The following is a 24452-nucleotide window of genomic DNA, read 5'->3' on the forward strand; positions in this document are numbered from 1 at the left end:
GCGGTAGAGAGACAGGGCCGGCGACGCCGGCCCGGCGATACTCAGTCGTGCCAGAGCACCGCTTCACTGCGCTGCTGCCACTCGGCAAATCGCTCGCCGTAGGTGCCTTCGATCACCGCACGCTTTATTTTCAGCGTCGGCGTGAGGAAACCGTTCTCGACGGCCCAAACTTCCTTGACCAGCACCAGTCCCTGCAGCCGCTCATGCTGGTCGAGGCGGCCATTGACCTCGGCAAGCAACGCCTTGAGGCTGCTCTCCAGATCATCGCGACTGTCGTTGGCCGCCTCCTGGCGCCCGACATCGGACAGCACGCAGAGCGCGATGGGTTGCGGCAAACCGTCGCCGACCACACAAACCTGCTCGATGCGCGAATGCTCACCGAGGCGATTTTCGATGGGGGCAGGTGCCACGTATTTGCCCTTGCTGGTCTTGAAGATCTCCTTGATGCGCCCGGTCAGGCGCAGGTTGCCGTCGGCATCCTGTTCACCCTTGTCACCGGTACGCAGAAAGCCGTCATCCGTCAGTGCCTCGGCGGTCTTGATCGGATCCTTGTAGTAGCCCTGCATGGTTGCGCCACTGCGCACCTGGACTTCGCCGTCCTCGGCGATGCGCACCTCCACCCCTGGGTTGTTCTGGCCGATCCAGCCCTGCTTGAACCTGCCTGGCAGGCAGACATGGGAATAACCGCAGTTCTCGGTCATGCCATAGACTTCCTGGATCTCCATGCCCAATCGGCGATACCAGTTGAGCAACGCCTCGGGCACCGGTGCGGCGCCGGACAGCGCGTAGCGGATGGCGTCCAGACCCAGCCCGGCGAGCACCTTGCGGCCGATGAAACGACCGATGATCGGCAGCCGCAACAAGCGGTCCAGCTTCTGCGCCGGCATCTTGCTGTACACGCCCATCTGGAACTTGGTCCAGATGCGTGGCACCCCGAACATCACGGTCGGCCGTGCGCGCTTGAGGTCTTCGAGGAAGGTCTCCAGGCTCTCGGCAAAGAAAATCGTCTGCCCGGCGTAGAGCGAGGCCAGCTCGACGAACATGCGTTCGGCCACGTGGCACAACGGCAGGTAGGAAATGAGCCGGTCGTCTTCGCCCACACCGAACAGCTTGATGGCGTTGCTGGCGGCAAAACCGAAGTTGGAGAAATTGTGCATCACGCCCTTGGGCGTGCCGGTGGTACCGGAGGTGTAGATGATGGTGGCCAGCTGGTTGGCCGCCGGCTTGGGATCATCCTGAATCGGCGCGCAGCGCTGCAGGTCATCCCAGCTGTAATCGAAAACGCCATGCGCATGCAGTGGCAGGCTGACAGTCGGCATGCCCTGCGGCAGACCAGGCGCCATCGAGGCCCAGTCATCGAGTTTGCCGATGAAAACAAGCGCGGCCTCGGAATGCTCCAGCACCTGGTGCATGGAGTCGGCGGTGAGGTTGGGATAGAGCGGTACCGAGACGTAGCCGGCCATCCAGATTGCCAGATCGGCAACGATCCAGTGCGCGCAGTTCTTGGAAATGATGGCGATGCGACTGCCGGGCGGCAGTTCGCGGCTGCGCAGCCAGTTGGCCGCACGTCGTGCCTGCTCGCCCACATCGGCCCAGCTCAGTTCCAGCAGCTGGCCGCCTCCCAGCGGCTGCACCATGTAGCGTTTGTTCGGGTGCCTTGCTTCACGTTCGTAGAACAGCTCGAGCGGCAAACGGATTGCATCAGCCACAGGGCTTCCTCCTTGTTGTTTTTGTAGGAATCGACCAAGCACTTGCTTGGTCGACTATTCCACGCAGACAAAAGAGGCGCAAGTTAAGAAATGTTTCTCGCCCGGAAACACTCCCGGCCGGCGCTTGTACAAAGCCGAAACGCCCACGGCGCCACAGCGCGGCCCGCTCAACGCGGATGAATCAGCGCCAGCAACTCCATCAGCCCTGCTGCCGGGATGTCGCCCTCCAGCTCTGCCAGGCTGGCGGTGCGCATGGGCAGCGGGTCCTGTCGATGCCCGTGCACCAGCAAGCCGCCCAGCGCGCCGATCAGCGGCTGGTGGCTGACCAGCAGCGTCTCGGCACCTTCTCGTTCATCGAGAAATTTCAGGACGTCACGCGGATCACTGTCCGGCGTCAGCCAGGGTACGGTATTGATCTTGCCGGCGAACCCAAGCGCGCTGCGCACCAGCTCTGCCGTCTGCTGAGCACGCACGTAAGGGCTGGCGACGATGGCGGTCAGGGGGCGTCCGGCAAGCTGCGCTGCAGCCTGCTGAACTTCCTTGCGACCATTGGCGGTAAGCTCGCGGGCGGCATCGCTGGCGGCCTGCGGCGCGGCCTCGCCATGGCGCAATAGCCATAGCCTCACAGCTTGGGTTCCTCGTCGCGAACCGGATGCGGCGCCGGCGGAATGCTGTGCGCGGTTTCACCCTCAGGCGCCCGTGGCGTCGGCCAGTCGGCGAATGGCCAGGGCTTTTGATCGGTATTGAAGGTGCCGAAACGGCCGATCTGTGCCAGGTACTGGCTAAGGCTGTCGCCAAAACTCAGCAACCCGGCATTCGGCGCACCGTAGAACAGGCGATAGCCCAGCTGCAGCAAAACCACGGCACCGAGCAGCAACTCGGCGAGTTGCCAGACGATGAGGAAAATCACCATCCACAGAACGCGCAGCAGAATCGATTCGCGCTCCAATTCCTGCTTTTCATCGCTCATGAGTCACTCTCCTTGATTGGCCGCAGCGTTCAGAAACCTGCGGTAGGGATGAAATCGACGTCGGTCTTGGGCTCGCCACGCATCAGCAGTTCGATGACCTGAGCCAGCGTACGCCCCTCGAAAAGGATGGCATGCAGGCCGGCGACCAGCGGCATGTATACCTCGAGCTCTTCGGCACGAGCCTTGAGCACCTTGAGCGTATTGACCCCCTCGGCGACTTCGCCGAGTCGCTGCACCGCCTCGTCCAGGCTGAGCCCCTCGCCCAGGGCGAAACCGACCTGGTAGTTGCGGCTCTTCGGAGAGGAACAGGTGACGATCAGATCGCCGACGCCAGCCAGGCCGAGAAAGGTCATCGGATTGGCGCCGAGCTTGACCGCGAAACGGGTCATTTCCGCTAGGGCGCGGGTGATCAGCATGCTCTTGGTGTTTTCGCCCATGCCCAGCGCGGCCGCCATACCGGACATGATGGCGTAGACGTTCTTCAGCGCACCGCCGAGTTCGACGCCGAAACGGTCGGCACTGGCGTAGACGCGGAAGGTTCGGCCGTGCAGCGCCTGCTGCACGCGCAGACAGAGTTCTTCGTCCTCACTGGCGATGACCGTCGCGGTCAGCGCGTGGTCAGCCACTTCCTTGGCCAGATTCGGCCCGGACAGCACGCCAATGCGCGCGTGGGGGGCGATCTCTTCGAGGATCTGACTCATCAGTTTGAAGGTTTTGGCTTCGATGCCCTTGGTCGTGCTGATCAGCATCTTGCCCGCCAGCTGCCCCGCCACGGGTTGCAGCGCTTCGCGCAGGGCGCTGGAGGGCAATGCCACCAGCACCAGCTCGGCTTGCTGCAGTGCAGCGCCAAGGTCACTGGTCGGCTCGATACCGCGGTGCAGCTTGACACCCTTCAGATAGCGCGGGTTTTCGCCGCTCTGACGCATCTGCTCGGCCTGTTCGGGATCGCGCATCCATTGCAGGACGCGCTGGCCGTTCTCTGCCAGCAAGTTGGCCAGAGCGGTGCCGAAGCTGCCGCCTCCGAGGACGGCAATGGGTTGGAGCTGTGTCATAGGTCTTCCGAATGAGGCCATGCATGATGGCGGTCTGCGGGCATTATACGGAGCCGAGAGTGCCCGGTCAGGGCAAAAGTTCAGAGGCGGCTGCCCGTTAAGGGGCATAAACGAGAATTACCGCAGAGTGCGCGCGCCTGGCACTGGCAAAGCTCGACGGGTCGGTTAACATGCCGGATCGACGTTAATTGCCAAGGACGACTCGTGCCAACAGGCAGCCCCTTGCCCCCGCCCTGCCCCTCTCGCCAGCAGGCAGCAGAGCCGCAGGCCACCAGGGACGGTACAACCACTGGCCAGCGCCGTGGCTGGAACATTCATACCCGTACCCAGCTGATCAGCGTCGGACCGGCACTGCTGCTGACGCTGCTGTTGACCGGTTTTCTTACCTTTACCCGCCTGCAGGACCTGCGTCAGGAGCAGGGTCACACCGGTCAACTGATCGCCAACCAACTCGCGCCAGCCACTCAGTACGGCGTGCTCAATGGCAACCTGGACACTCTGGAAAGCCTGTTGCGCGCGACCCTGAGCACTGCCGACGTGCGCTTTGCCGAGGTTCGCGACCGTGACGACAATATTCTGGTCTACGTCGAACGCCCCAAGGAGCAAGGCCTCAGCACACCGCAGGTAGAGGTATTCCAGGCGCCGATTCATCTGCAAGGGCCGCCAGGCCGCGGGCCGACCTTGCCTCCTCTGGGCAAGGCGATCGGCGACGGTTATCTGGGACGGGTCGTGGTCGGCATGTCCAACGACACCTTCAATACCCGCCAACAGGAAATTCTGCTCAAGGCCGGGGTTCTCTCGCTGTTCGCTCTGCTGCTGACCTTCCTGCTGGCCCGTCGTCTGGCCAGGCGCCTGGCACAACCGCTCAGCGCCATGGGGCAGGCGCTGGAACGTATCCAGAGCGGCGACTATCGCCCGTCATTGGTCGAGCGTGGCAACGACGAGCTGACCGACCTGGCCAGGCATATCAACAACCTGGCCTGCGCACTCGAGCAAAGCGGCCAGCAACAGCAGCGGGCGATGGCCGAGCTGATCCAGGCCCGCGAGGAGTCGGAGCAGGCCAATCGCGCCAAGTCGGACTTCCTGGCCATGATGAGCCATGAGCTGCGCACCCCCATGAACGGCGTGCTGGGCATGCTGCAATTGCTGGAAACCACCAGCCTGAACGACGAGCAGAGCGAATACGCAGCGCTGGCAACCGAGTCCACCGAGCATCTGCTCAAGGTGATCAACGACATTCTCGATTTCTCGCGCATCGAACGCGGGGCGCTGGAACTGGAAGCCATTCCCTTCAATCTGCCGGAGCTGTTGCAGGGTTCGATTCAGGTCTTCCAGCACAGTGCCCACCAGCGGGGCCTGCAGCTGCTGATGGATGCCCAGCCGGGGCTGGAGCAACTGGAGGTGCGCGGCGACCCCACACGCATCCGGCAGATTCTGGTGAACCTGATCGGCAATGCGCTGAAGTTCACCGAAGAAGGTCATATTCGCGTGGAAACCCACTGGCAACCGCTGGACGATCAGGTTCTGTGGTTCACCTGCGCCGTACGCGACAGCGGCATCGGCATCGACGCCGAACGCCTGGAGCATATGTTCGATGCCTTCCAGCAGGCGGACACTTCCATATCCAGGCGCTACGGCGGTACCGGTCTCGGCTTGCCGATCGCCCGCACCCTGGCCGAACGCATGGGCGGTACCTTGCGTGCGGAAAGCCAGCTGGGCGCGGGCTCGGTCTTCACCCTGGAAATCCCCCTGCCATTTCGCCCTTACAGCGAACAGGCGCAAAACAGCGACAGCCCGGCTCTGGGCGGCGGCGATGGCCAGCCGGTACTGCTAGTGGAGGACAACCCGGTGAACCAGACGGTGATCGAGGCCATGTTGCGCAGCCTCGGTTATCAGGTCAGCCTGGTCGGCGATGGCCAGCAGGCCGTGCACAGCTGCAGCCAGCAGGATTACGCTGCCATCCTCATGGACTGCCGTCTACCGCTGATGGACGGCTATGAAGCGACGCGGCAGATCCGCCAGCTCGAGCGGGGGCGACAGGTACCTATCATCGCCCTGACCGCCAACGCCCTGCAGGGCGACCGCGAAGCCTGCCTGCAAGCGGGAATGAACGATTACCTGGCAAAACCGTTCAAAAGAGCAGATCTGCAACGCATTTTGCTGCGTTGGCTGCCAGCCCGACCATAGGCGAGTGGCACCCGTGACAAGCCGGCGTTACAAGGGGAAACTGCTGTGCCTGTGACAATGCCAGTACAGCAGAGTACAACTGTACTCACTGCGCTGTGACTTTCACCACAACGCAACAGTCTATGACTAGGCTGCCGGCAGTCGCCCCCTATTTTTCAGGCGCGCCGGCCAGGACGATTCGCCCAGCCTTAGAAGCATGGGGACAATTGAGGAGCTCGCATGACAAAACAAAACGCCTACTCTCGGGAAGATCTGCTCGCCTGCGGTCGCGGCGAACTGTTCGGCCCCGGGAACGCGCAACTGCCCGCCCCGAACATGCTGATGATCGATCGCATCGTTCATATCAGCGAAACCGGCGGCAAGCACGGCAAAGGCGAAATTGTCGCTGAGCTCGACATCAACCCGGACCTGTGGTTCTTCGGCTGCCACTTCGAAGGCGACCCGGTCATGCCAGGCTGCCTCGGCCTTGACGCCATGTGGCAGCTGGTCGGCTTCTATCTCGGCTGGCAGGGCAACCCGGGCCGCGGTCGCGCCCTGGGTAGCGGCGAGGTGAAATTCTTCGGTCAGGTCCTGCCGACCGCCAAGAAGGTCACCTACAACATCCATATCAAGCGCACCATCAATCGCTCGCTGATCCTCGGCATCGCCGATGGCAGCGTCAGCGTCGATGGCCGCGAGATCTACAGTGCCGAAGGCCTGCGCGTTGGCCTGTTCACCTCTACCGACAGTTTCTGAAGGACTTGCACATGCGTCGTGTCGTGATTACCGGTCTGGGCATCGTTTCCTGCCTGGGCAATGACAAAGAAGCCGTTGCCGACAGCCTCCGCGCGGGCAAATCCGGCATCCGTTTCAACCCGTCCTACGCTGAAATGGGGCTGCGCAGCCATGTTTCCGGTTCGGTCAACCTGAACCTGGAAGAGCTGATCGACCGCAAGCTGTTCCGTTTCATGGGTGACGCTGCGGCTTACGCCTACCTGGCTATGGAGCAGGCGATCAAGGATTCCGGCCTCAGCGAAGAGCAGATCTCCAACCCGCGCACCGGCCTGATCGCCGGTTCCGGTGGTGCTTCCACCGTCAACCAGATGGAAGCCATCGACACCCTGCGCGAGAAAGGCGTCAAGCGCGTCGGCCCGTACCGCGTGACCCGCACCATGGGCAGCACCGTATCGGCGTGCCTGGCCACCCCGTTCAAGATCAAGGGCGTGAACTTCTCCATCTCCTCGGCCTGTGCCACCAGCGCACACTGCATCGGCCAGGCCATGGAGCAGATCCAGCTGGGCAAGCAGGACGTGGTCTTCGCCGGTGGCGGTGAAGAGGAACACTGGAGCCAGAGCTGCCTGTTCGACGCCATGGGTGCCCTTTCCACCCAGTACAACGAAACCCCGGAGAAGGCCTCGCGCGCCTACGACGCCAAGCGTGACGGTTTCGTCATCGCCGGTGGCGGCGGCATGGTCGTGGTCGAGGAGCTGGAACATGCCCTGGCCCGCGGCGCCAAGATCTACGCGGAAATCGTCGGCTACGGCGCCACGAGCGACGGCTACGACATGGTCGCCCCGAGCGGCGAAGGCGCCATCCGCTGCATGCAGCAGGCGCTGGCCACCGTCGACACCCCGATCGATTACCTGAACACCCACGGCACCTCCACCCCGGTCGGCGACGTCGCCGAAATCCGCGGCATCCGCGAAGTGTTCGGCGACAAGGCCCCGGCCATCAGCTCGACCAAGAGCCTGTCCGGTCATAGCCTCGGCGCTGCCGGTGTGCAGGAAGCGATCTACTGCATGCTGATGATGCAAGGCAACTTCATCGCCGGCTCGGCCAACATCGACGAGCTCGACCCGGAAGTGGCCGACATGCCGATCCAGCTGACCACCGTCGAGAACGCCAAGCTCGACACCGTGATGAGCAACAGCTTCGGCTTCGGCGGCACCAACGCCACCCTCGTGCTCAAACGCTGGGCCGGCAAGTAATTTTGCTGCTGCGGTAAAGAAACGGCGCCTCCAGGCGCCGTTTTCATTTATGCCCCGCCTCAGACCTTGAAGCGCGCGACCAGGTTGTTCAGATCGATCGCCAGACGCGACAACTCCTGGCTGGCAGCACTGGTCTGGTTGGCGCCCGCCGAACTCTGTAGCGACAGATCGCGAATGTTGACCAGGTTGCGATCGACCTCCCTTGCCACCTGAGCCTGCTCTTCCGACGCGCTGGCGATCACCAGATTGCGCTCGTTGATCGAGGAGATCGCCTGGGTGATGTGTTCCAGAGCGACGCCTGCGGCCTGGGCCACTTCCAGCGTGGATCGGGCGCGGCCATTGCTGCTTTGCATGGCAGTGACAGCACGGTCGGTACCGCTCTGGATGCCGCCGATCATCTGCTCGATTTCCTGAGTCGACTGCTGCGTGCGGTGCGCCAGCGCACGCACCTCGTCCGCCACCACCGCAAACCCGCGCCCCGCATCACCGGCACGCGCCGCCTCGATGGCAGCGTTGAGCGCCAGCAGGTTGGTCTGTTCAGCAATCGAACGGATCACATCGAGCACCTTGCTGATCTCGTGCACGCGCTGCGCCAGCTGCTCGACCTCCTGCGAGGTACTGGTGACATCGGCCGCCAGCTGGCCGATGGACTCCACGGTCTCACGGACCTGCTCACGGCCCTGCTGCGCGGTGGCATTGGACTCGCGCGAGGCTTCGGAGGTGCTCACCGCATTGCGTGCCACTTCCTCAACCGCTGCGGTCATCTCGTTCACGGCAGTAGCCGCCTGCTCGATCTCGGTGTTCTGCTGGTGCAGACCGCGCGTCGAGTCCTCGGTCACTGCATGAAGCTCCTCGGACGCCGAGGCCAACTGATTGGACGAATCGGCGATGCTCTGAATAGTCGAACGCAGGCTCTGCTGCATGGTTTTCAACGCGGCCAACAGGCGCGCCGGCTCGTCTGCACCCTCGACATGAATCGTCTGGGTCAAATCGCCTGACGCCACCACCTCAGCCACTCGCACGGCCTCGCTCAACGGCTTAACGATGCTGCGCGTCAGTAGCAGCGCCAACGCCACGGTAACCAAGGTCGCCAGGATAATCATGGCGATGACCCAGATACGTGCAGATTCCGTCACATCATTGACCGCCTCTCCCGCAGCCACAGCGCCCACACGATTGAGCTCGGTCAGTTTGCCAAGGCCCTGCAACATCGCATCAGCATGTTGATTGAGCGAGCCGCCTGCAACTTCGATAGCCGCATCGAAATTACCCTGGCGCACCGACTCCACTATTCGGCTCTGCTCTTGCAGGTAAGCCGATTCGGCACGCTTGAATTCCTCGTAAATGCCACGCTCCTCAGCGCTGGAAATCAGCTGCTCATATGTGCCCTGATTCTTTGCGAGGGATGCGCGCAGCTCCTCCGCCAGGCGCAGATTACTTTGCACCTGAGCTGGATCGCGGTTAAGCATCAGCCGCAGGCTAATGGCACGCAAACGCAAAATGTCCTTGGACACATCGCCGATGGCTAGCACGCTCGGTAACCAGTTTTCGTTGATTTCATCGGAGCGCTCTTCCATTTCGCCCATTTGCGTCAATGAAAAAACTCCAAGCAGTACAACCAGCAGAGCAACCAATCCGAACCCGAGTGCCGCCCGAGGGGCGATAGAAAGACTACGCAGTGACATTTCGTGAAACTCCCGTTGCGCGCATAAATCAAGACGTCCATTGCCGTACCTGGCATAGGACCTTAGGAGATTGCGCTAATCCCTGCTTTCTTATCGACGCTATTCACAGGCTCTTGATAACGAAAAGAAGAAATTTCCAACGACGCAGCGTTCTGGCCGTCGCCTGGTGGATATGCTGGCACCACTCTTGATCGCGCCACTGCTCATCTCCGTACTCTTTCCAACCATAGATGCGCGGGACACGTTCGCATTGCTGAAAGCCACCATCCCACCCCTGCGCATACAGAGGCTCGTGCTGGTAGCGCGATGTATCCTTGCCGAAATGTCCGAGTGGCCCCGCCGCCGAACGACCGCTGCTGCAGCCGGCTTCGAAACCATCGTCGAAGGTCGGCGGGCAGTTGGCTGCCGGCAACTGCTCACGCAGGCTTTGACAGCCACCCGCAGCCAGAGAAACGAGGCTGCCTAGCAACAGGCGCGGAAGTTACATCGGATCACGCGCCCTCGATCATGCCCAGCAAGCGCTGCCTGAATGCACACAGTGCCCACGGGCTTGTGCTGCATGCACCGCTGGCCAGTGCCAAACGCAGCGCCGGAATATCGGCATCGCGCAGGTAACGCTCGGCGTCGTCCATGCGCTCCTGGCCACCAAAGCCACCGCCGCGCATTTCCGCCAGTGCCTGCTCCTTGCTCCAGTTCTGGTAGATCACCCGGTACATGGCGGCAATGAGACCCGTACGATTCTGTCCGTGCTTGCAGTGAATCAGAACGCGGCCACGGCTTTGCGCCTGGCGAATGCTGCGCAGCACTTCGATGACGTCGGCATCGTCGATACGGTCGGTGCGCAGCGGCAGATGCACCTGGACAACCTTGGGATCCTTCAGCCATTGCTCATCGCCGCGCTGATAGAAGTTGATAACCGTGGCGATGCCCAGGGCCTGCAGCTGTGGCAAGTCCCCGGCACTTGGCAAGGCGCTGCGATAGAGGTCAGGCGCCATGCGATAGAGGTTGATGCGGCTGTCCAGCGGTTGCGCCCAGTTGACTGGACGCGCGCTCTGCCCGGCTACTGGCGCAGTGGTGGCGGCCCAGGCCATGCTCAACGGCAGCGCCAGCAGCGCGCCAAAAAACACCAGCGCGGCCAACGCCAGACGCAGGCCCTGTAAAAATCTGTTCATCGGCAGGTTTCTCCCCATTCAAGCGAGTTGCGCGATGGCCGTTCGACAGGTGCGCGATAGAGCAGCCAGCGGTAGGTCAGCGCGCAGATTGTCCAATCGATCAGCAGCGTCCACAGGTTGTGCGAGAGAAAGTGCGCCCCTTGCAGCATGCGCCCCAGGGAAAACAGCGAGCCGAGCCCAAGCGCCACCACCAGAGCGATACGTGCCATCCGCGGCCTGCGGTCACGCAGGACGAAGAACAGTGCCAGCAGCGAGAACCCCGCCGAGGCATGGCCGCCCGGCCAGCAGCGGCCGGGATTGGCGGTCGGTGCGCGCTCGGCCAGCAGCGGCGTGAATTGCTCCTGGCCGCCGAACTCGCTCAGGCTCCAGGGGCAGTGCATACCGGTGAGCGTTTTCAGCGGGGTGACCAGCGAAGTCGACAGCCCCAGCGCCAGCACCAGATAGCCAAGCTGCCGGCGCCAGGGGCGTAGTCGCGTGGGCAGCAGGCTGAGCGCAAAGCCTGCGATGGCCAGCACACCGAGCAGGATCAGCGCCTGCTTGGCGCGGTCATGCAGGATGTCCTCGAGCCAGAAGCTGCTACGCCCGATGAAACCTTGTCCGGGTTCGTAGAACAGCCGCGCCAGGGCGAAATCCACCGGGCCGGGGTCGAACGCCAGCAGCAGCGCCATGAGCAGTACCGGCATGCCGAGCGCCAGACGAAAGTCGAAATAACGAGACGACATTTGCACTCCTAGCGCTCACTGAGTTGCTGGCTGGATTGGCTATCTGGATGCCAGGCCATCAGGTGTTTACTGAAGGCATGGCTGGCGCCCTGGTAGTAAGCGATGTCGCGACGCAGCAGCGGATCGTCGCCATCGCTGCGCGACTCATGGCTCAGCCCCAGGGCGTCGTCATGGCGGCGCATGCCCCGGCGCGGGCTGAGAATCGCCAGGTCCTTGCCGTCGAACAGCCCAAGATGCTGGTAGTTGCCCAGCAGCGCGCGGCCTGCTGGATGATCCGCGCGGAGAAGGTTGCGACCGAAGAAGGTGGAGACGTAATCCAGATTGAGCAGGCCGAGCAGCGTCGGCGCCACGTCGATCTGGCTGGCCACATCGTTGTACTCGCCCGGTTCGACGTACCCAGGAGCGTAGATGAATAACGGGATGTGGTAGTTGGCCACCGGCAGATCCTCACGCCCGGCACTGCCGGCGGTATGGTCGGCGACGAAGACGAACAGCGTCTGATCGAACCAGGGCTTGCTGCGCGCCTCGGCGAGGAACTGGCCGATGGCGTAATCGGTGTACTTCACCGCGCCTACACGGCCGTCGCCGGAAGCAATGTCGATGCGCCCGTCCGGGTAGGTGTAGGGACGGTGGTTGGAGGTGGTCATCAGTTGCAGGAGGAACGGCTTGCCGGCGGCATGATCGGCGTCGGCCACCTTGATCGCCTGGCGATAGAGGTCTTCGTCGGCCATGCCCCAGGCGTTCTGGAAGCTCATCTCGGCCTCGTCGACGCTGCTCTGGTCGACGACGCGATAACCGTTGCCGCCGAAGAAGGCGTTCATGTTGTCGAAATAGCCGCGGCCGCCGTAGACGAAGACGCTGTCGTAGCCCTGAGCACTCAGTTGCTGGCCCAGGCTGGCGTAACCGGACTCACGGCCGATGCGCTTGACGATGGAGCGCCCCGGTGTCGGCGGCACCGACAGGGTCAGCGCTTCGAGGCCGCGGTCGGTGCGCGTGCCGGTGGCGTAGAAGTTGGTGAAAATCAGGGCGTGCTTGCGCAGCTCGTCAAGGTTCGGGGTCAGCCCGCGGGTGTCGCCGAAACTGCCCAGATACTTGGCACTCAGGCTCTCGATGGTCACCAGCACCACATTGAGCCTGCGCGGCGAGCCGGGGTTGTCGATCAGCCGGCGGATATCCTGCGGATCGCTGCCGATGAAACGGGCATTGGGCTCGGCCACCTCCGCGCGCAGCTGCGCAGCCACCAGCACATCAGGCAAGGTGGCATAGAACTGCTGATAATCCAGTTCGTTGTTACGGAATGCGGCGAAGAACTGGTACGGACCGTTGCTGGCCAGTTCCCGCTGGTACGTGTTGCCACCCAGGCCACGCGGCGCGTCCTGCCCGACCAGGCCACTGCACAGGCCTGCCAGCAACGCCAGCATGACCAGCGTACTGACAGCCTGCAGCACAGGCAGGCGCGGTGCCTCCAGCGCGGCCCGCAGCGGCCGTCGCAGCGCCAGCGTCAGGCCTATGGCCAGGGCAGCCAGCAGGGCCAGCAAGGGATAGATCGGATAGGACTCGAGAATGTTATCCACCACCTCCTTGGAATAGACGAGGTAGTCCACGGCGATGAAGTTGAAGCGCACGCCGAACTCGTCCCAGAACAGCCACTCGGCCACTGCGGTGAAGAGCATCGCGAACAGGCTGACGGCCACCAGGGCGACCAGCAGGCGCTGATGCCAGCGACGGCGCCATAACCAGGCCGGACAGAGCATCAGGTACAGGGCCAGCGGCAGCGCGGCGTACACCAGGAAGCTGAGGTCGTACACAAGGCCGACGCCATACAGGCCAAGCAGCCCCGCCAGCGTCACGCCGGCATCGCCCAGGTGCCCGAGCAGCAATAGGCTGCGGGTGAGGAAAAACACTGCCAGCCAGGCCAGCAGAATGATCGACAGATAACGAAGTTGCGCGTAATGAAGCCGTGGCATCGTATGATCCTTCCAGGATGAACGAGCCGCAGTCTGCGAGGCGCACCGTGAGCCTCTCGTCAAAGCCGTGTGAAAAAATCGTCAAACCCAGGAATAAACCGCGATGCGCATTCTGGTCATCGAAGACAACCGAGACATTCTCGCCAACGTGCTCGACTACCTGCAGCTCAAGGGCTTTTCCGTGGACTGCGCGCAAGACGGCCTGAGCGGCCTGCACCTGGCCAGCAGCGGTCATTACGACCTGATCGTGCTGGACATCATGCTGCCGGGCATCGACGGCTATCAGGTATGCAAGCGCCTGCGCGAGGACGGGCGCAGCGAAGTACCGATCCTGATGCTCACTGCGCGAGATGCCCTGGATGATCGTCTGAAAGGACTCAATGCCGGTGCCGACGATTACCTGATCAAGCCCTTCGCCCTGTCCGAACTGGTGGCGCGCATCGAGGCGATCCTGCGCCGCAGCCGCGGCAGCCGCAAACGCCAGCTGCAGGTCGCCGACCTCAACTACGACCTCGACACCCTGCACGTCAGCCGCGCCGGCCAAGCGCTCAAACTCAACCCGCTGGGCCTCAAGCTGCTGGCCATTCTCATGCAGCGCAGCCCGGCCGTGGTGCGCCGTGAGGCGCTGGAAGAAGCGCTGTGGGGCGACGACTGCCCGGACAGCGACAGCCTGCGCAGCCACATTCACCAGTTGCGCCAGGTGCTCGACAAACCCTTCCCCACGCCTTTGCTACACACCATTCACGGCGTCGGCTATCGCCTTGCGGAGAGCGCCGATGCTCTCTAAGCAGCCGTTCGAGCGGCGCATCCTGATCGCCTTCGTGCTGATGACCACGGTGGTCAGCGGGCTGTTTTCCCTGAGCATCGTCGCGGTGGTGCATTTCATCGAGGAACACCTGGTATCGCAGGAGCTGAGCCGAGAGCTGCATGAAACATTGAACGAGGATATCCGTCAGGGGCGCTCGCCACGGCTCGACAGCAGCACCCGTTTCTTTTCCTCGGCATACCCGGACTACGCGATCCCGCCTGACTACCAGGGGTTGTCGGAAGGATTCAACGAGGTGGTCAGCGGCGAACAGGCGTTCTACGTGTACGTGGAGAACATCAATGGCGAAACCTACCTCCTGGTGGAGGACCAACAGGAGTTCGAAGCCAGGGAGAGCGCTCTTTTCAGTGTGGTCCTGGCTGGCTTTCTGCTCACCGTGGTCGCGGCCTGGGGCCTGGGCCTGATCACCGCACGCAAGGTCATGGCTCCTGTCAGCCGCCTGGCCCAGCAGGTACGCCACCGCGACCAGCTGCACCCGCTGGCGCCGCCCCTGGCCCCCGACTACCCCAATGACGAGATCGGCCAGCTGGCCGCTGCCTTCGACAGTACCTTGGGCCAGGTGCGCCAGTCCCTGGAACGCGAGCGCCTGTTCACCAGCGATGTCAGCCATGAGCTGCGCACGCCGCTGATGGTCATCGCCTCCTCCTGCGAGCTGCTCGCCGAGGCGCCATTGAGCCCGCGCGAGAAGGAACAGGTGGCACGCATTGCCCGCGCCAGCGAAGAGATGCGTGAGCTGGTACAGACCTTCCTGCAGCTGGCGCGGGACAAGAGCAACGAAGCGGCATTCGTTGGCGACCGCAGCCTGGCCGCCATCGCCCATGAACAAGCCAGCCGCTGGGGCGACCTGATCAAGGAAAAGGGGCTGGCTTTCCGGGTGATCGAGGAAGGCCAGGACGCTGGTCTGTACAACGCCACCTTTCTCGCCACGGTGATGAGCAACCTGCTGCGCAACGCCCTGCACTACACCGAGCACGGCGAGGTGCGTCTGATTCTCGAATCCGGCGCCTTTCGCATCGAGGACAGTGGTGCCGGCATTCCTGCCGAGCAGCACGAGCGGATATTCCAGCCGTTCGTACGCGGCGCCCAGGCCCGCGGCGAGGGCCTCGGCCTTGGCCTGTCGCTGGTCAAGCGCATCTGCGCCAAACAGGGCTGGCAGGTCAGCCTGGAGAGTGAGCCGGGCCATACGCGCTTTCGCGTGACACTCAACAGTGGCGCTTGACGAAATTTTCACGTCCCTTTGACGGGACCTTGATGCGCGGCTCTCTAAGGTGGCGAACGTAGCCATCAAGGGACGTTCGTCATGCCCAAGCCAAGCCCCATCGAACTGAATTTTTCCCGCAAGTACGATTTCGAGCACGCCCAGCAATACCTGCACAAGCACCAGGACGGCCTGTTTCGGCGCCTGTCCCACTGGCGCGACGTGCAGGTGGCGCGCCGCGCGCTGCAGCTGGCCGATCAGCCGAACCTGGTACTCGACCTGCCCTGCGGCGCCGGCCGCTTCTGGCCAATGCTCTGCGAACAGCCGAACCGGGTGATCTTCGCCGCCGACAACTCCGCCGATATGCTCGCCACCGCGCGTGCCGCGCAGGTGCCCGAGGTGGTGGCGAGGGTAAACAGCTTTCGCACCTCGGCCTTCGCTATCGACCTGAGTGCCAATGCAGTGGACTGCATTTTCTGCATTCGGCTGCTGCATCACATCGAGTCGGCCGAGCACCGTCTGGCCATCCTTCGCGAGTTCCATCGCGTCAGCCGCGACACGGTGATCGTCTCGCTGTGGGTCGACGGCAATTACAAGGCCTGGAAACGTCGGCGCCTGGAGGCCAGGCGCGCCGCTCAGGGCCGTGCGACGCAGAACCAGAACCGCTTCGTCGTTCCCCGCAAGACGCTGGAGGATGAGTTCCGTCAGGCCGGCTTTGCCATACTCGGCCACCTGGACTTCCTGCCCGGCTACGCCATGTGGCGTACCTATGTGCTGCGCAAGGTGGTCTGAAATGGGGGTTCTCAGCGAACAAGCACTGGCCGCCCTGCCCTCTACCGAGTTCGATCGCTGGTGGCACAGCCCTGGTCAATGGGTCGAGCCGGCCAACCAGCGGCGCGGCGGCGAAAGCGGTGTACGCCTGCTGCAACACTGGGACAGCAGCAGGCCGCTGCTCTACTGCAAACGCCAGAGCGGGCACACCTACCGCTCGCTACGCCACCCTTTGGGCAGGCCTACCATTGTGCGTGAGCTACAGGCCTATCGCGCCTTCGCCCGCCTCGGCATTCGCACACCGAACATCGTTTACTGCTCAGCGCGCAAACAGGCCGGGCAGTGGCAGGCACTACTGGTCACCGAGGCGTTGCCGGGGTTCGTCAGCCTGGAGCAGTGGTACAGCGAGCCCCGTGTGGCGCAGCTCAATCAGGTCATGCTGCGACGCCTGGCGGTAACACTTGCACGTCTGCACCTGGGCGGCTGGCAACACGGCTGCTGCTATGCCAAGCACCTGTTCGTCAAAGCCCGTAGCGATGGCGACGTGGATATCGCCCTGCTGGATCTGGAAAAAAGCCGCCGACGCTTGCGCGTCGCCAGCGCCTCACGGGGCGACCTGCGCCAGCTGGACCGACATCGTGGCGCCATGCCCGACGTCGACCTGAGTTACCTGCGCCAGGCCTATCAGCAGGCCCTGAACGATCCCTGGGGTGGGCTGCAACCATGAACGACAGTTCCGATCTGGACGCCCTGTCCTTCAAGGGGCGCCGCGGCCTGGCGCGCATCCTCGATGCCACCGGCTACTCGCTGGCCGGGCTGCGTGCGGCTTATCAGGGCGAAGCGGCCTTTCGTCAGCTGGTCTGGCTGAATCTGCTCCTGCTGCCGCTGGCCTGCCTGATCGATGTCAGCCGCGCCGAACGCGCGTTACTGGTAATAGTGCCGCTGCTGGCACTGGTGGTGGAGCTGCTCAATTCCGCCATCGAGGCGGTGGTCGACCGCATCTCGCTGAACCTGCACCCGCTGTCCAAGCAGGCCAAGGACATGGGCAGCGCGGCGCAGATGGTCGCGCTGCTGATGATCGCCCTGACCTGGGCGATCATCCTGCTCTGATCAGCGCACGGTGAAGCGCTGTTCGGCCAGCTTGCGGTCGCCCTGGTAGACGATGAAGTGCCATTCACCGGGCACCACCTCGTGGTGTTCGGTGAATTCGAAGGCCATCACGTCCTGCGGAGCACCGACCACCAGCTTCTGCTGCACCTCGAACTTGTCGTGGCGCTGACCATCCGGGGTGACCACGCCGGGCGTGAGGTATAGCAATGTCAGCGGTGCATCGCCTTCGCGCTTGCCGGCCAGGCTGTAGCGCATGCCGAACTTGGTGCCGAGCTTGGCGGGGATCTGTTCGGTGCGTTCGATATCCTGGTTGCTGCGGGTCAGCACGCGCTCGCCCGGCTGGTAGTCCTGATACTGGCTGGTGAAGATGCCATATTCCACCGGCCCTTCTACGCGAACCTCGGCCTGAGCCAGGCCGGCAAAGGCGAAAAGACCGGCCATCATGGCCACTCGGGTGTAATGCATGGTGCGCTCCTCGTTGAGATGAGCGCGAGCCTATGACGCCTGAGTGACAGCCTGATGACAGCCCTGCTAACGATCCAGCTCGGCCTGCACGCGGCGCGGCAGAATGGAAAGGAAGTTGTCACGCGCGACCTTGTGCGCGACGTCCTCGGGCAGCGCATCAAGGAAGGGATCGAAGCCCTTCATGTACTCGCCCAGGTTACCGAAGCGCCCAACCACGTCGGAGCCGAGCATGAAGCGCTCCGGATAGCTGCTGACCAGATGCATCCATTTCTCGTCGGGTTTGCCATTCGCGTCCAGCAGATAGGGCCGTAGCATGGTCCAGGACAGGTCGATATACAGATTCGGGTACTGGCCAAGCATGCGTTCTACCGTATCGAGCAGAAAGTCGAGCTTCTCCTGATGGCGATGAATCTCGGCACTGGTGCCGGCATGCGCCCAGATGAAACGCACATGCGGATGATTACGCAGCGGCGCCTCGATTTCTTCCAGATAGATAGGCTCGCGCTCACGCTTGGAGGTGATGTTCGAATGCAGCATCACCGGCAGATCGTATTCGGCAGCCAGATGGAAGACCCGCGCCAGCGCCTCGTTGTTGGCACGCGGCGCACTGCCATGAATCAGCGCGGTGAGATCGTCATGGCGAGTGAAGATCTCGCCGATGCCCTGCCACAGGCCGGGATCCAGTTCCAGCATGCGACGGATATGCGCGTCGGCATTCTTGTCGTTGGGGTTGAAGCCGGAAAGAAACGGATGAAAGCGCTTGCGCTGCTCGGCTGGCAGGCGCTTGTAGGCCGCCGCGATGAACACGTCGGTCGCGCTGTACCAGTAGGCGTTGGCGTCGTCACCCGCGTAATAGCGCGGACGTTTGGGCTCGTCCTCGTCCCACTTCTTGGCCACCGGAATGCCGGAAAACATCACATGATCGACGTTATTCTCTGCCATCTTTTCCAGCAACTCGTCCATGCCAGCGCTTTCTTGGAAGAAGTCGACGTAGTGCAGGTGAGCATCGCTGTAGCGGTATTCCCTGGCCTGAGCGCCGCACGCAAGCATCGCACTGAGCGCGAGTATCCATGGCATCGAACGAGATTTGAGCAAGGCGAGTCCTCCTGACGGTACGAGCAGCATAGACCGCCAACCCGCAGCGCAAGTTCGCGCCCCATGGGCATCGGTAACAGCGCGCCGCAACGACCATCACAAACCAACTAACTTTGTAGAATACCGCCGCTGGTGTGATCGGGCCTGCCTGGGCTAGGCTGGCGGCATCGCCGTCACGCCTACAAGGAAGCCCCATGATCCGTATCCACAACAGCAAAGGCCTGCAGCAGCAGATCGAAATCGGTACCCACCAGCTCCTCGGCGATGTCTCGACCGAACTTGGCGGTGACGGCGCGGGCCCCGATCCGCACGATCTCTTCGACGCCTCGCTCGGTACCTGCAAGGCCATGACCCTTCTGCTCTATGCACGCCAGCGCGGCCTGCCGCTGGAAGGCATCGACGTCAGCGTCGAACGTGACGACAGCGAGGAGCGTGAAGGTAACTACCGCCTGATCATCGAGCTTTCGCTCAAGGGGCCGCTGGACGAGGCACAGCGCCAGCAATTGCTGCGCGTGGCCGACAAGTGCCCGATCCACAAGCTGATGACCACCACCGATATCCAGGTGGAAACCCGCCTGAGCGGAGCCGAGGCATGAGCGAGCTGCAGCTGATCCGCCCGCGCGCCGAAGACATCGCCGGCCAGCCGATTCTGCGCCCACTGCCCTCGGCGCGTTTTCGCAGCATTGGCCCCTTCGTCTTCTTCGACCATATGCTCGAGCAGGACTACCCGGCCGGCAGCGGCCTCAATATTGCCCAACATCCGCATATCGGTCTGTCCACCCTCACCTATCTGTTCGAAGGCCAGCTGCAGCACAAGGACAGCCTGGGCTCCGATCAACTGGTCGGCCCTGGCGACGTCAGCTGGATGACCGCCGGACGTGCGGTAGCGCATGTCGAACGCACACCACCGTCACAGCTCGGGCAGAACAAGCGCGCGCACGGCCTGCAGGTCTGGCTGGCGCTGCCGGAAGCCGAGGAACAGTGCGAACCGGCCTACAGCTATCATCCTGCCGCGTCGCTGCCACGCAGCGATGCCATGGGCGTGCAGATCACCCTGATCGCCGGCAGCGGCTTCTGCCTCGCGTCGCCGGTGCCGGTTCGCTCTCCGACGCTCTATGCCGAACTGCGCCTGACTGCCGGAGCCAGCCTGCTGATCCCGGACGAGTACAGCGAGCGGGCCCTGTACCTGATCGACGGCGAAGCCGAGCTCGACGGCGAACCCCTGCCCGCGCACGCCATGGCGGTTATACCAGCCGGCGCAACGCCACTGCTCAGCGCCTGCGGTGAATGCCATCTGGCGCTGATCGGCGGCGAGCCCATCGGCCCAAGGCGGATGAACTGGAACTTCGTCGCCAGCACTCCAGAGCTGATCGACCAGGCGCGCCAGCGCTGGGCCGCAGGCGACTGGCCACAGGTACCCGGTGAAACCACGCGCATCGAACTGCCGCGCTGACGCCAATGGCGACAGGCGCACAAAGCGCCTGTCACTCGCAAAGGACTGCCCTCTTGCCCCTCTATCGCCCTTTCTTCGGCCTGCTGCTGTTGCCCACGCTGGCCCTGGCCGACCTTCCCCGATTCGAACCTGAACCAGGACACCTTGCCCAGGTACAGCAGCAAGGCGAACGCTATTTTCTGCAGCAACCCGACGGCAGCCGCCTCGAACTGAGCATTCCCGAAGGCAACGATGCAGAGCCGCCAAGCTTCGATATCGAGGACTACGACTTCGACGGCTCCCCGGATCTGGCGATCCGCGTGCCAGTCGGGATGGTCAACTCCGCCTACCACGTTTATCTCTACCGTCCGGCCCTGCGCCGCTTCGAGCAGTTACAGATGCCGTCGGCGCTGATGGAGCGCGCCAACTGTTCATGGTTGTCGGAGCTGCAGCCCAACAATGAGGAACGAGCGCTCTACAGTCACTGCCGCAGCGGGCCGCGCTGGTATTACGACGCCTATCGCTTCGATGAATCGGGCGCTCCTTGGCTTTACAAGACCCTGCACGTCAACCAAAGCTACGACCCGGATGTCCCGGTGTTCTTTCCAGTGTTCGAGAAAACCCTCGACCCTCAGGGCAGGATCATCGCCAGTCGCGCCCTCGACGACGATGACCGGCCGCAAACCTGGACCGTACCCAACGCGCGCCTGTATCTGCATGAGCGCCCGGACGAAGCGAGTCGGAGCAGGGCCTACCTGATCGAGGGCGATGTCTGCGAGGTACTGGACCAGCAAGGAAACTGGCTGCTGATCCGCTACGCCTCGCGCAAGGGCACGCTGGAGCGCTGGGTGTCACTCGATGAGGCTTATGAGCGGTGAACGGTGATCGTCTTTTTTGTTACGACTGCGTGATCCGGGACGCGCGCTCAAGGGTATAAGCTGCATGCGGATTTCCCAGGCCAACGGATGACCCATGGCAGATCGCGAGTTCGATTACGAAAGTACCCTGGAAGCCTGCGCACGTGCAGACGAGCATGCCTTCCAGGCTCTCTATAGGCAGGAGGCCGGACAACTGCTCGGCCTGGCCATCAGTATGCTGGGCCGACGCGACCTTGCCGAGGATTGTCTGCACGACGCCTTCGTACGCATTTGGCAACACGCTGCGCGTTATCGACGCGATCTGGGCAGCGGCCGTGCCTGGGTGCACAGCATCTTGCGCTACCGCGTGCTCAATGCCCTGCGCAGTGGCGGCCGACATGCCGAGGTCGACGATGAGTTCATCGAGCGCGTGCTGGACGACAGCCCGCAGGCCGAAGCACAGGCGCTGCAGCAATCCGAGCGACGCCTGCTGCGCAGTTGCCTGCAACGTCTGGAAAAGCCACGCCGCCATCCGATTCTGCTGGCCTTCTACCGTGGCCTGACCCACGAGCAGATCGCCAGCCGCCTGAGCACACCGCTGGGCACCATCAAAGGCCGTATTCGCGCCGGCCTGCGCGCGCTGCAGGAGTGTCTGCAAGCATGATTCCGCATGACCCCGAAGAACGTCGCGCCCTCATCGGCGAGTACCTGCTAGGTCTGCTCGATGAGCAGGAGGCGGCCGAGCTACGCCAGTTGCTCGAAGAGGATGAACAGGCCGCCCGTATGGCACTGGAATGGGAGCGGCACTTTCTCGAACTGAGCGACCAGGTGCCGGCACAAGCCCCCTCACCGGCACTCTGGCCGCGCATTCGGCAAAGTCTGGGCCTTCATGATGCGCCACGCGCCAGCCCGCTGGCTCACTGGTGGAACAGCCTGCTGACCTGGCGCCTGACCGCCGCCGCGCTGGCGATGGCACTGCTGGTCGCCGTGCTGATGCCGCTGCTGCGCACCCCGGATATCGCCGGCGAACGCTTTACCGTGGTGCTGCAGCAACCGGGCGAAGCGGCCAAGCCAGGCTGGGTCATCCAGGTCGATCGCGATGGCGCGCTGCTGCTCGATCCGCTGGTTGCCGACCAGGTGCCTGAAGGGCGCACCTTGCAGTTCTGGACGCTGATCGATCCGGCCGACGGCCCGCGTTCGCTGGGCCTGGTCGAAGCCGGTCAGCCGCTGCGCCTGTCAGCCGAGCAAATCGGCGCCGTGCAGGCCGGCCAGCTCTTCGAGCTGACCCTGGAACCGGCCGGTGGCTCGCCATACGACCGGCCCAGCGGCCCGGTGCTGTACATCGGTCGAGCCGTACTGGCCAGCGCCAACTGAGGAAGTTGCCGGCCAAGCGGCCGGCAGCCTTTCAAGCAGCCAAGCGCTCAGCGAAAAAATATTTTCATCTCCCGACATCCAGCACCGTTCCTCGCGGGTATAGCTCACAGGTGTTTCGTCGAGGCACCTGCGAAACCGGCTCGCCGGTTTCGTCTCGATGCTAAACCTTTTATGAGGAACAACCATGAAAAGCATCACTACCCTCTGCGCCGCCGGCCTGCTGACCCTGAGCGCAGGTGCCGCCAGCGCCACCGAACTGCTCGCACTGAGCGCCGATGGCAAGTTGTACAAGGTCGATGTCGCCAGACTCAAGGTCACTGCCAGCATGAAGGTCAGCGGCGCCAGCGATCTGCGCGGCCTGGATGTGCGCCCGGCCAGCGGTCAGGTCTACCTCCTCGGCGGCACCGATCAGCTCTATACCCTGGATGCAGCCAGCGGTAAGGCAACCGCAGGCAGCAAGCTGCAAACCGCGCTGCCAGGCAGCGGCCAGGCGGTGGTCGACTTCAATCCGGTGGCCGACCGTCTGCGCTTGATGAGCCCGGACGGCACCAACCTGAGGGTGAATGTCGACACCGGAGAAGCGGCCGTGGACGGCAAGCTGGCCTATGCAGCCGATGGCCCCTACGCCGGCAAGCAGGCAACAGTCGTGGCGGGCGCCTACACCAACTCCTATGCCGGAACGAAGAGCACGGCGCTGTATAACATCGACCTGGCCAGCGGCAGCCTGATGTTGCAGAACCCGCCGAACGATGGCGTGCAGCAGGAAGTCGGCAAGATCGCCGATGGCCTCGAGGCGGCCGCCATGGACATCGTCAGCGATGGCAAGGGTGGCAACACCGCCTACGTGCTGACCGGCAAGACCCTGCATCAGCTGGATCTGACCAGTGGCAAGCCCACCACCTTGGGTGACATCGCCGATCTTCCGGAGGGCATCATCGACATCGCCGCATTGCCTGCGAAGTAAGATGAAAAAGGCTGCGCTCAGCGGGCGCAGCCTTTTGTGCAACGCGTGACAAAACGCTGTTACTGCTCGGCGAACACCTCATCGAACAGATCGTTCATCGCCTTGAATGCCCGCGCGGCCACCACCGGATGGTACTCGTTGCGCCCGGGAACGTTGGCCTTGGGGTTTGTGAACGAGTGCACTGCGCCGCCATAGCTGACCAGTTGCCAGTCGGTCTTGGCCGCCTTCATCTCGGCAATGAAACCGTCGACCTGCTCCTGCGGCACCGCCGGGTCGTCCGCGCCATGCAATACGAGTACCGGTGCCTTGATGTTCTTGGCATCGGCCGGATTGGGCGTGTCCAGGTTGCCGTGGAAGGACACGAAGCCTTTCAACGGTGCGCCCGAACGCGCGAGTTCCAGTACTGTACCGCCACCGAAGCAGAAACCAATGGCGCCCAGCCGGTCGAGGTCCAGCGCCACCTCGTCGCTTTGCGCCTTGAGCACGTCCACTGCGGCCTGGGCGCGCTTGCGCATCAGCGGGCGATCGGCGCGTACCTTGCCGGCCGCAGCACCAGCCTCTTCGGCATTGCTGGGGCGAATGGACTTGCCGTACATATCGGCGACGAACACCACGTACTTGTCGCCCGCTGCGCGGGCAGCCTTGGCCACGGTGTCCTCGTTCACTCCCATCCAGTTGGGAACGGCGAGCAGCCCGGGACGCGGCGTGGTCACCGAGTCGTCGTATACCAGCACGCCTTCGAAGGCTTCGCCATCGATCTCGTAGGGAATCGTCTTGGTCACGACGGCCGCATCGGCAAGACCGGCGAAAGCGGCGCACAACAGGGGAACCAGTGTCTTCTTCTGCATGGTGAGGCCTGCCCTTGGCAATGGTAGGCCCCTAACAATAGCCGCGCGCGGCACAATCGCCAAATGCGCCGCCAGCAGGAT

At 63.2% G+C, this 24452-nt stretch carries 26 protein-coding genes; 14 read left to right on the top strand and 12 right to left on the bottom strand.

Annotation, left to right across the window (positions count from 1 at the left end):
* Positions 1-41 precede the first annotated feature (41 nt).
* From DXK50_RS20620 to DXK50_RS20635, 4 genes are all read right to left on the bottom strand, one after another.
* A complete protein-coding gene (locus DXK50_RS20620) occupies positions 42-1709 on the bottom strand; it encodes an AMP-binding protein (protein WP_212631585.1) in 1668 nt (555 codons plus the stop codon).
* A 167-nt stretch (positions 1710-1876) separates the two neighbouring features.
* Positions 1877-2335, bottom strand: coding sequence for a phosphohistidine phosphatase SixA (gene sixA / locus DXK50_RS20625; protein ID WP_212631586.1), 459 nt, complete (start codon positions 2333-2335; stop codon positions 1877-1879).
* Complete coding sequence (locus DXK50_RS20630) at positions 2332-2679, bottom strand: DUF4389 domain-containing protein (protein ID WP_161868024.1); 348 nt, start codon at positions 2677-2679, stop codon at positions 2332-2334. The genes sixA and DXK50_RS20630 overlap by 4 nt, the downstream gene beginning before the upstream one ends.
* A 29-nt stretch (positions 2680-2708) precedes the next feature.
* Positions 2709-3731, bottom strand: a complete 1023-nt coding sequence (locus tag DXK50_RS20635; RefSeq protein WP_212631587.1) for an NAD(P)H-dependent glycerol-3-phosphate dehydrogenase — start codon at positions 3729-3731, stop codon at positions 2709-2711.
* 312 nt (positions 3732-4043) lie between these two features.
* On the opposite strand from DXK50_RS20635, the gene DXK50_RS20640 reads away from it, so the two are divergent.
* The 3 genes from DXK50_RS20640 to fabB all read left to right on the top strand — a co-directional run bounded on the left by DXK50_RS20640 (position 4044) and on the right by fabB (position 7885).
* On the top strand, positions 4044-5918 hold the full coding sequence (locus DXK50_RS20640; RefSeq protein WP_212631669.1) for an ATP-binding protein: 1875 nt from the start codon (positions 4044-4046) through the stop codon (positions 5916-5918).
* A gap of 219 nt (positions 5919-6137) precedes the next feature.
* Positions 6138-6653: a 3-hydroxyacyl-[acyl-carrier-protein] dehydratase FabA gene (gene fabA, locus DXK50_RS20645; protein WP_090428845.1), complete on the top strand. Its 516-nt coding sequence runs from the start codon at positions 6138-6140 to the stop codon at positions 6651-6653.
* Positions 6654-6664: 11 nt separating this feature from the next.
* Positions 6665-7885, top strand: coding sequence for a beta-ketoacyl-ACP synthase I (gene fabB, locus DXK50_RS20650; RefSeq protein ID WP_161865496.1), 1221 nt, complete (start codon positions 6665-6667; stop codon positions 7883-7885).
* 59 nt (positions 7886-7944) lie between these two features.
* Here fabB and DXK50_RS20655 read toward each other — a convergent pair whose 3' ends face one another.
* From DXK50_RS20655 to DXK50_RS20675, 5 genes are all read right to left on the bottom strand, one after another.
* The gene (locus DXK50_RS20655) at positions 7945-9570 is read right to left on the bottom strand and encodes a methyl-accepting chemotaxis protein (RefSeq protein ID WP_212631588.1); all 1626 of its coding nucleotides are present in this window, start codon (positions 9568-9570) and stop codon (positions 7945-7947) included.
* Between the two features lie 103 nt (positions 9571-9673).
* Positions 9674-9982, bottom strand: coding sequence for a hypothetical protein (locus DXK50_RS20660; RefSeq protein WP_249186952.1), 309 nt, complete (start codon positions 9980-9982; stop codon positions 9674-9676).
* 79 nt (positions 9983-10061) lie between these two features.
* A complete protein-coding gene (locus tag DXK50_RS20665) occupies positions 10062-10742 on the bottom strand; it encodes a dual specificity protein phosphatase family protein (RefSeq protein WP_212631589.1) in 681 nt (226 codons plus the stop codon).
* Positions 10739-11464 carry a phosphatase PAP2 family protein gene (locus DXK50_RS20670; RefSeq protein ID WP_161865493.1) on the bottom strand — a complete coding sequence of 242 codons (726 nt, stop codon included), beginning with the start codon at positions 11462-11464 and terminating at the stop codon, positions 10739-10741. Before DXK50_RS20670 ends, DXK50_RS20665 begins: the two co-directional genes overlap by 4 nt.
* An 8-nt stretch (positions 11465-11472) precedes the next feature.
* Positions 11473-13431, bottom strand: coding sequence for an LTA synthase family protein (locus tag DXK50_RS20675; protein ID WP_212631590.1), 1959 nt, complete (start codon positions 13429-13431; stop codon positions 11473-11475).
* 103 nt (positions 13432-13534) lie between these two features.
* On the opposite strand from DXK50_RS20675, the gene DXK50_RS20680 reads away from it, so the two are divergent.
* From DXK50_RS20680 to DXK50_RS20700, 5 genes are all read left to right on the top strand, one after another.
* The gene (locus DXK50_RS20680; protein WP_161865491.1) at positions 13535-14218 is read left to right on the top strand and encodes a response regulator transcription factor; all 684 of its coding nucleotides are present in this window, start codon (positions 13535-13537) and stop codon (positions 14216-14218) included.
* A complete protein-coding gene (locus DXK50_RS20685) occupies positions 14208-15476 on the top strand; it encodes a sensor histidine kinase (protein ID WP_212631591.1) in 1269 nt (422 codons plus the stop codon). Before DXK50_RS20680 ends, DXK50_RS20685 begins: the two co-directional genes overlap by 11 nt.
* An 81-nt stretch (positions 15477-15557) precedes the next feature.
* On the top strand, positions 15558-16247 hold the full coding sequence (locus DXK50_RS20690) for a class I SAM-dependent methyltransferase (RefSeq protein ID WP_212631592.1): 690 nt from the start codon (positions 15558-15560) through the stop codon (positions 16245-16247).
* A 1-nt stretch (position 16248) separates the two neighbouring features.
* Complete coding sequence (locus DXK50_RS20695) at positions 16249-16953, top strand: lipopolysaccharide kinase InaA family protein (RefSeq protein ID WP_212631593.1); 705 nt, start codon at positions 16249-16251, stop codon at positions 16951-16953.
* Positions 16950-17336 (top strand): diacylglycerol kinase, encoded by a 387-nt coding sequence (locus DXK50_RS20700; protein ID WP_161865487.1) that lies wholly within the window; start codon positions 16950-16952, stop codon positions 17334-17336. Before DXK50_RS20695 ends, DXK50_RS20700 begins: the two co-directional genes overlap by 4 nt.
* On the opposite strand, the gene DXK50_RS20705 is transcribed toward DXK50_RS20700, so the two are convergent.
* A complete protein-coding gene (locus DXK50_RS20705; RefSeq protein ID WP_212631594.1) occupies positions 17337-17801 on the bottom strand; it encodes a DUF3859 domain-containing protein in 465 nt (154 codons plus the stop codon). It lies immediately after the preceding gene.
* A gap of 66 nt (positions 17802-17867) precedes the next feature.
* Positions 17868-18878: an amidohydrolase family protein gene (locus DXK50_RS20710; RefSeq protein WP_212631670.1), complete on the bottom strand. Its 1011-nt coding sequence runs from the start codon at positions 18876-18878 to the stop codon at positions 17868-17870.
* A gap of 212 nt (positions 18879-19090) precedes the next feature.
* On the opposite strand from DXK50_RS20710, the gene DXK50_RS20715 reads away from it, so the two are divergent.
* The 6 genes from DXK50_RS20715 (at position 19091) to DXK50_RS20740 (ending at position 23523) form a co-directional block, all read left to right on the top strand.
* Positions 19091-19492 (top strand): OsmC family protein, encoded by a 402-nt coding sequence (locus tag DXK50_RS20715; protein ID WP_161865485.1) that lies wholly within the window; start codon positions 19091-19093, stop codon positions 19490-19492.
* Positions 19489-20349 carry a pirin family protein gene (locus DXK50_RS20720; RefSeq protein ID WP_161865484.1) on the top strand — a complete coding sequence of 287 codons (861 nt, stop codon included), beginning with the start codon at positions 19489-19491 and terminating at the stop codon, positions 20347-20349. Before DXK50_RS20715 ends, DXK50_RS20720 begins: the two co-directional genes overlap by 4 nt.
* Positions 20350-20402: 53 nt before the next feature.
* On the top strand, positions 20403-21206 hold the full coding sequence (locus DXK50_RS20725; RefSeq protein WP_212631595.1) for an XAC2610-related protein: 804 nt from the start codon (positions 20403-20405) through the stop codon (positions 21204-21206).
* Positions 21207-21300: 94 nt separating this feature from the next.
* Complete coding sequence (locus DXK50_RS20730) at positions 21301-21849, top strand: sigma-70 family RNA polymerase sigma factor (protein WP_024308065.1); 549 nt, start codon at positions 21301-21303, stop codon at positions 21847-21849.
* The gene (locus DXK50_RS20735) at positions 21846-22559 is read left to right on the top strand and encodes an anti-sigma factor (RefSeq protein WP_212631596.1); all 714 of its coding nucleotides are present in this window, start codon (positions 21846-21848) and stop codon (positions 22557-22559) included. Before DXK50_RS20730 ends, DXK50_RS20735 begins: the two co-directional genes overlap by 4 nt.
* A 184-nt stretch (positions 22560-22743) precedes the next feature.
* Positions 22744-23523, top strand: a complete 780-nt coding sequence (locus DXK50_RS20740) for a DUF4394 domain-containing protein (protein ID WP_212631597.1) — start codon at positions 22744-22746, stop codon at positions 23521-23523.
* A gap of 59 nt (positions 23524-23582) precedes the next feature.
* Here the strand turns inward: DXK50_RS20740 and DXK50_RS20745 are convergent, their stop codons facing one another.
* Entirely contained in the window at positions 23583-24371 is a 789-nt protein-coding gene (locus tag DXK50_RS20745; protein ID WP_212631598.1) for a dienelactone hydrolase family protein, read from the bottom strand.
* Positions 24372-24452: the final 81 nt, after the last annotated feature.

This window comes from Pseudomonas sp. KB-10 (assembly GCF_018221585.1).
In the GTDB taxonomy this organism is placed as follows: Bacteria; Pseudomonadota; Gammaproteobacteria; order Pseudomonadales; family Pseudomonadaceae; genus Aquipseudomonas; species Aquipseudomonas yangonensis.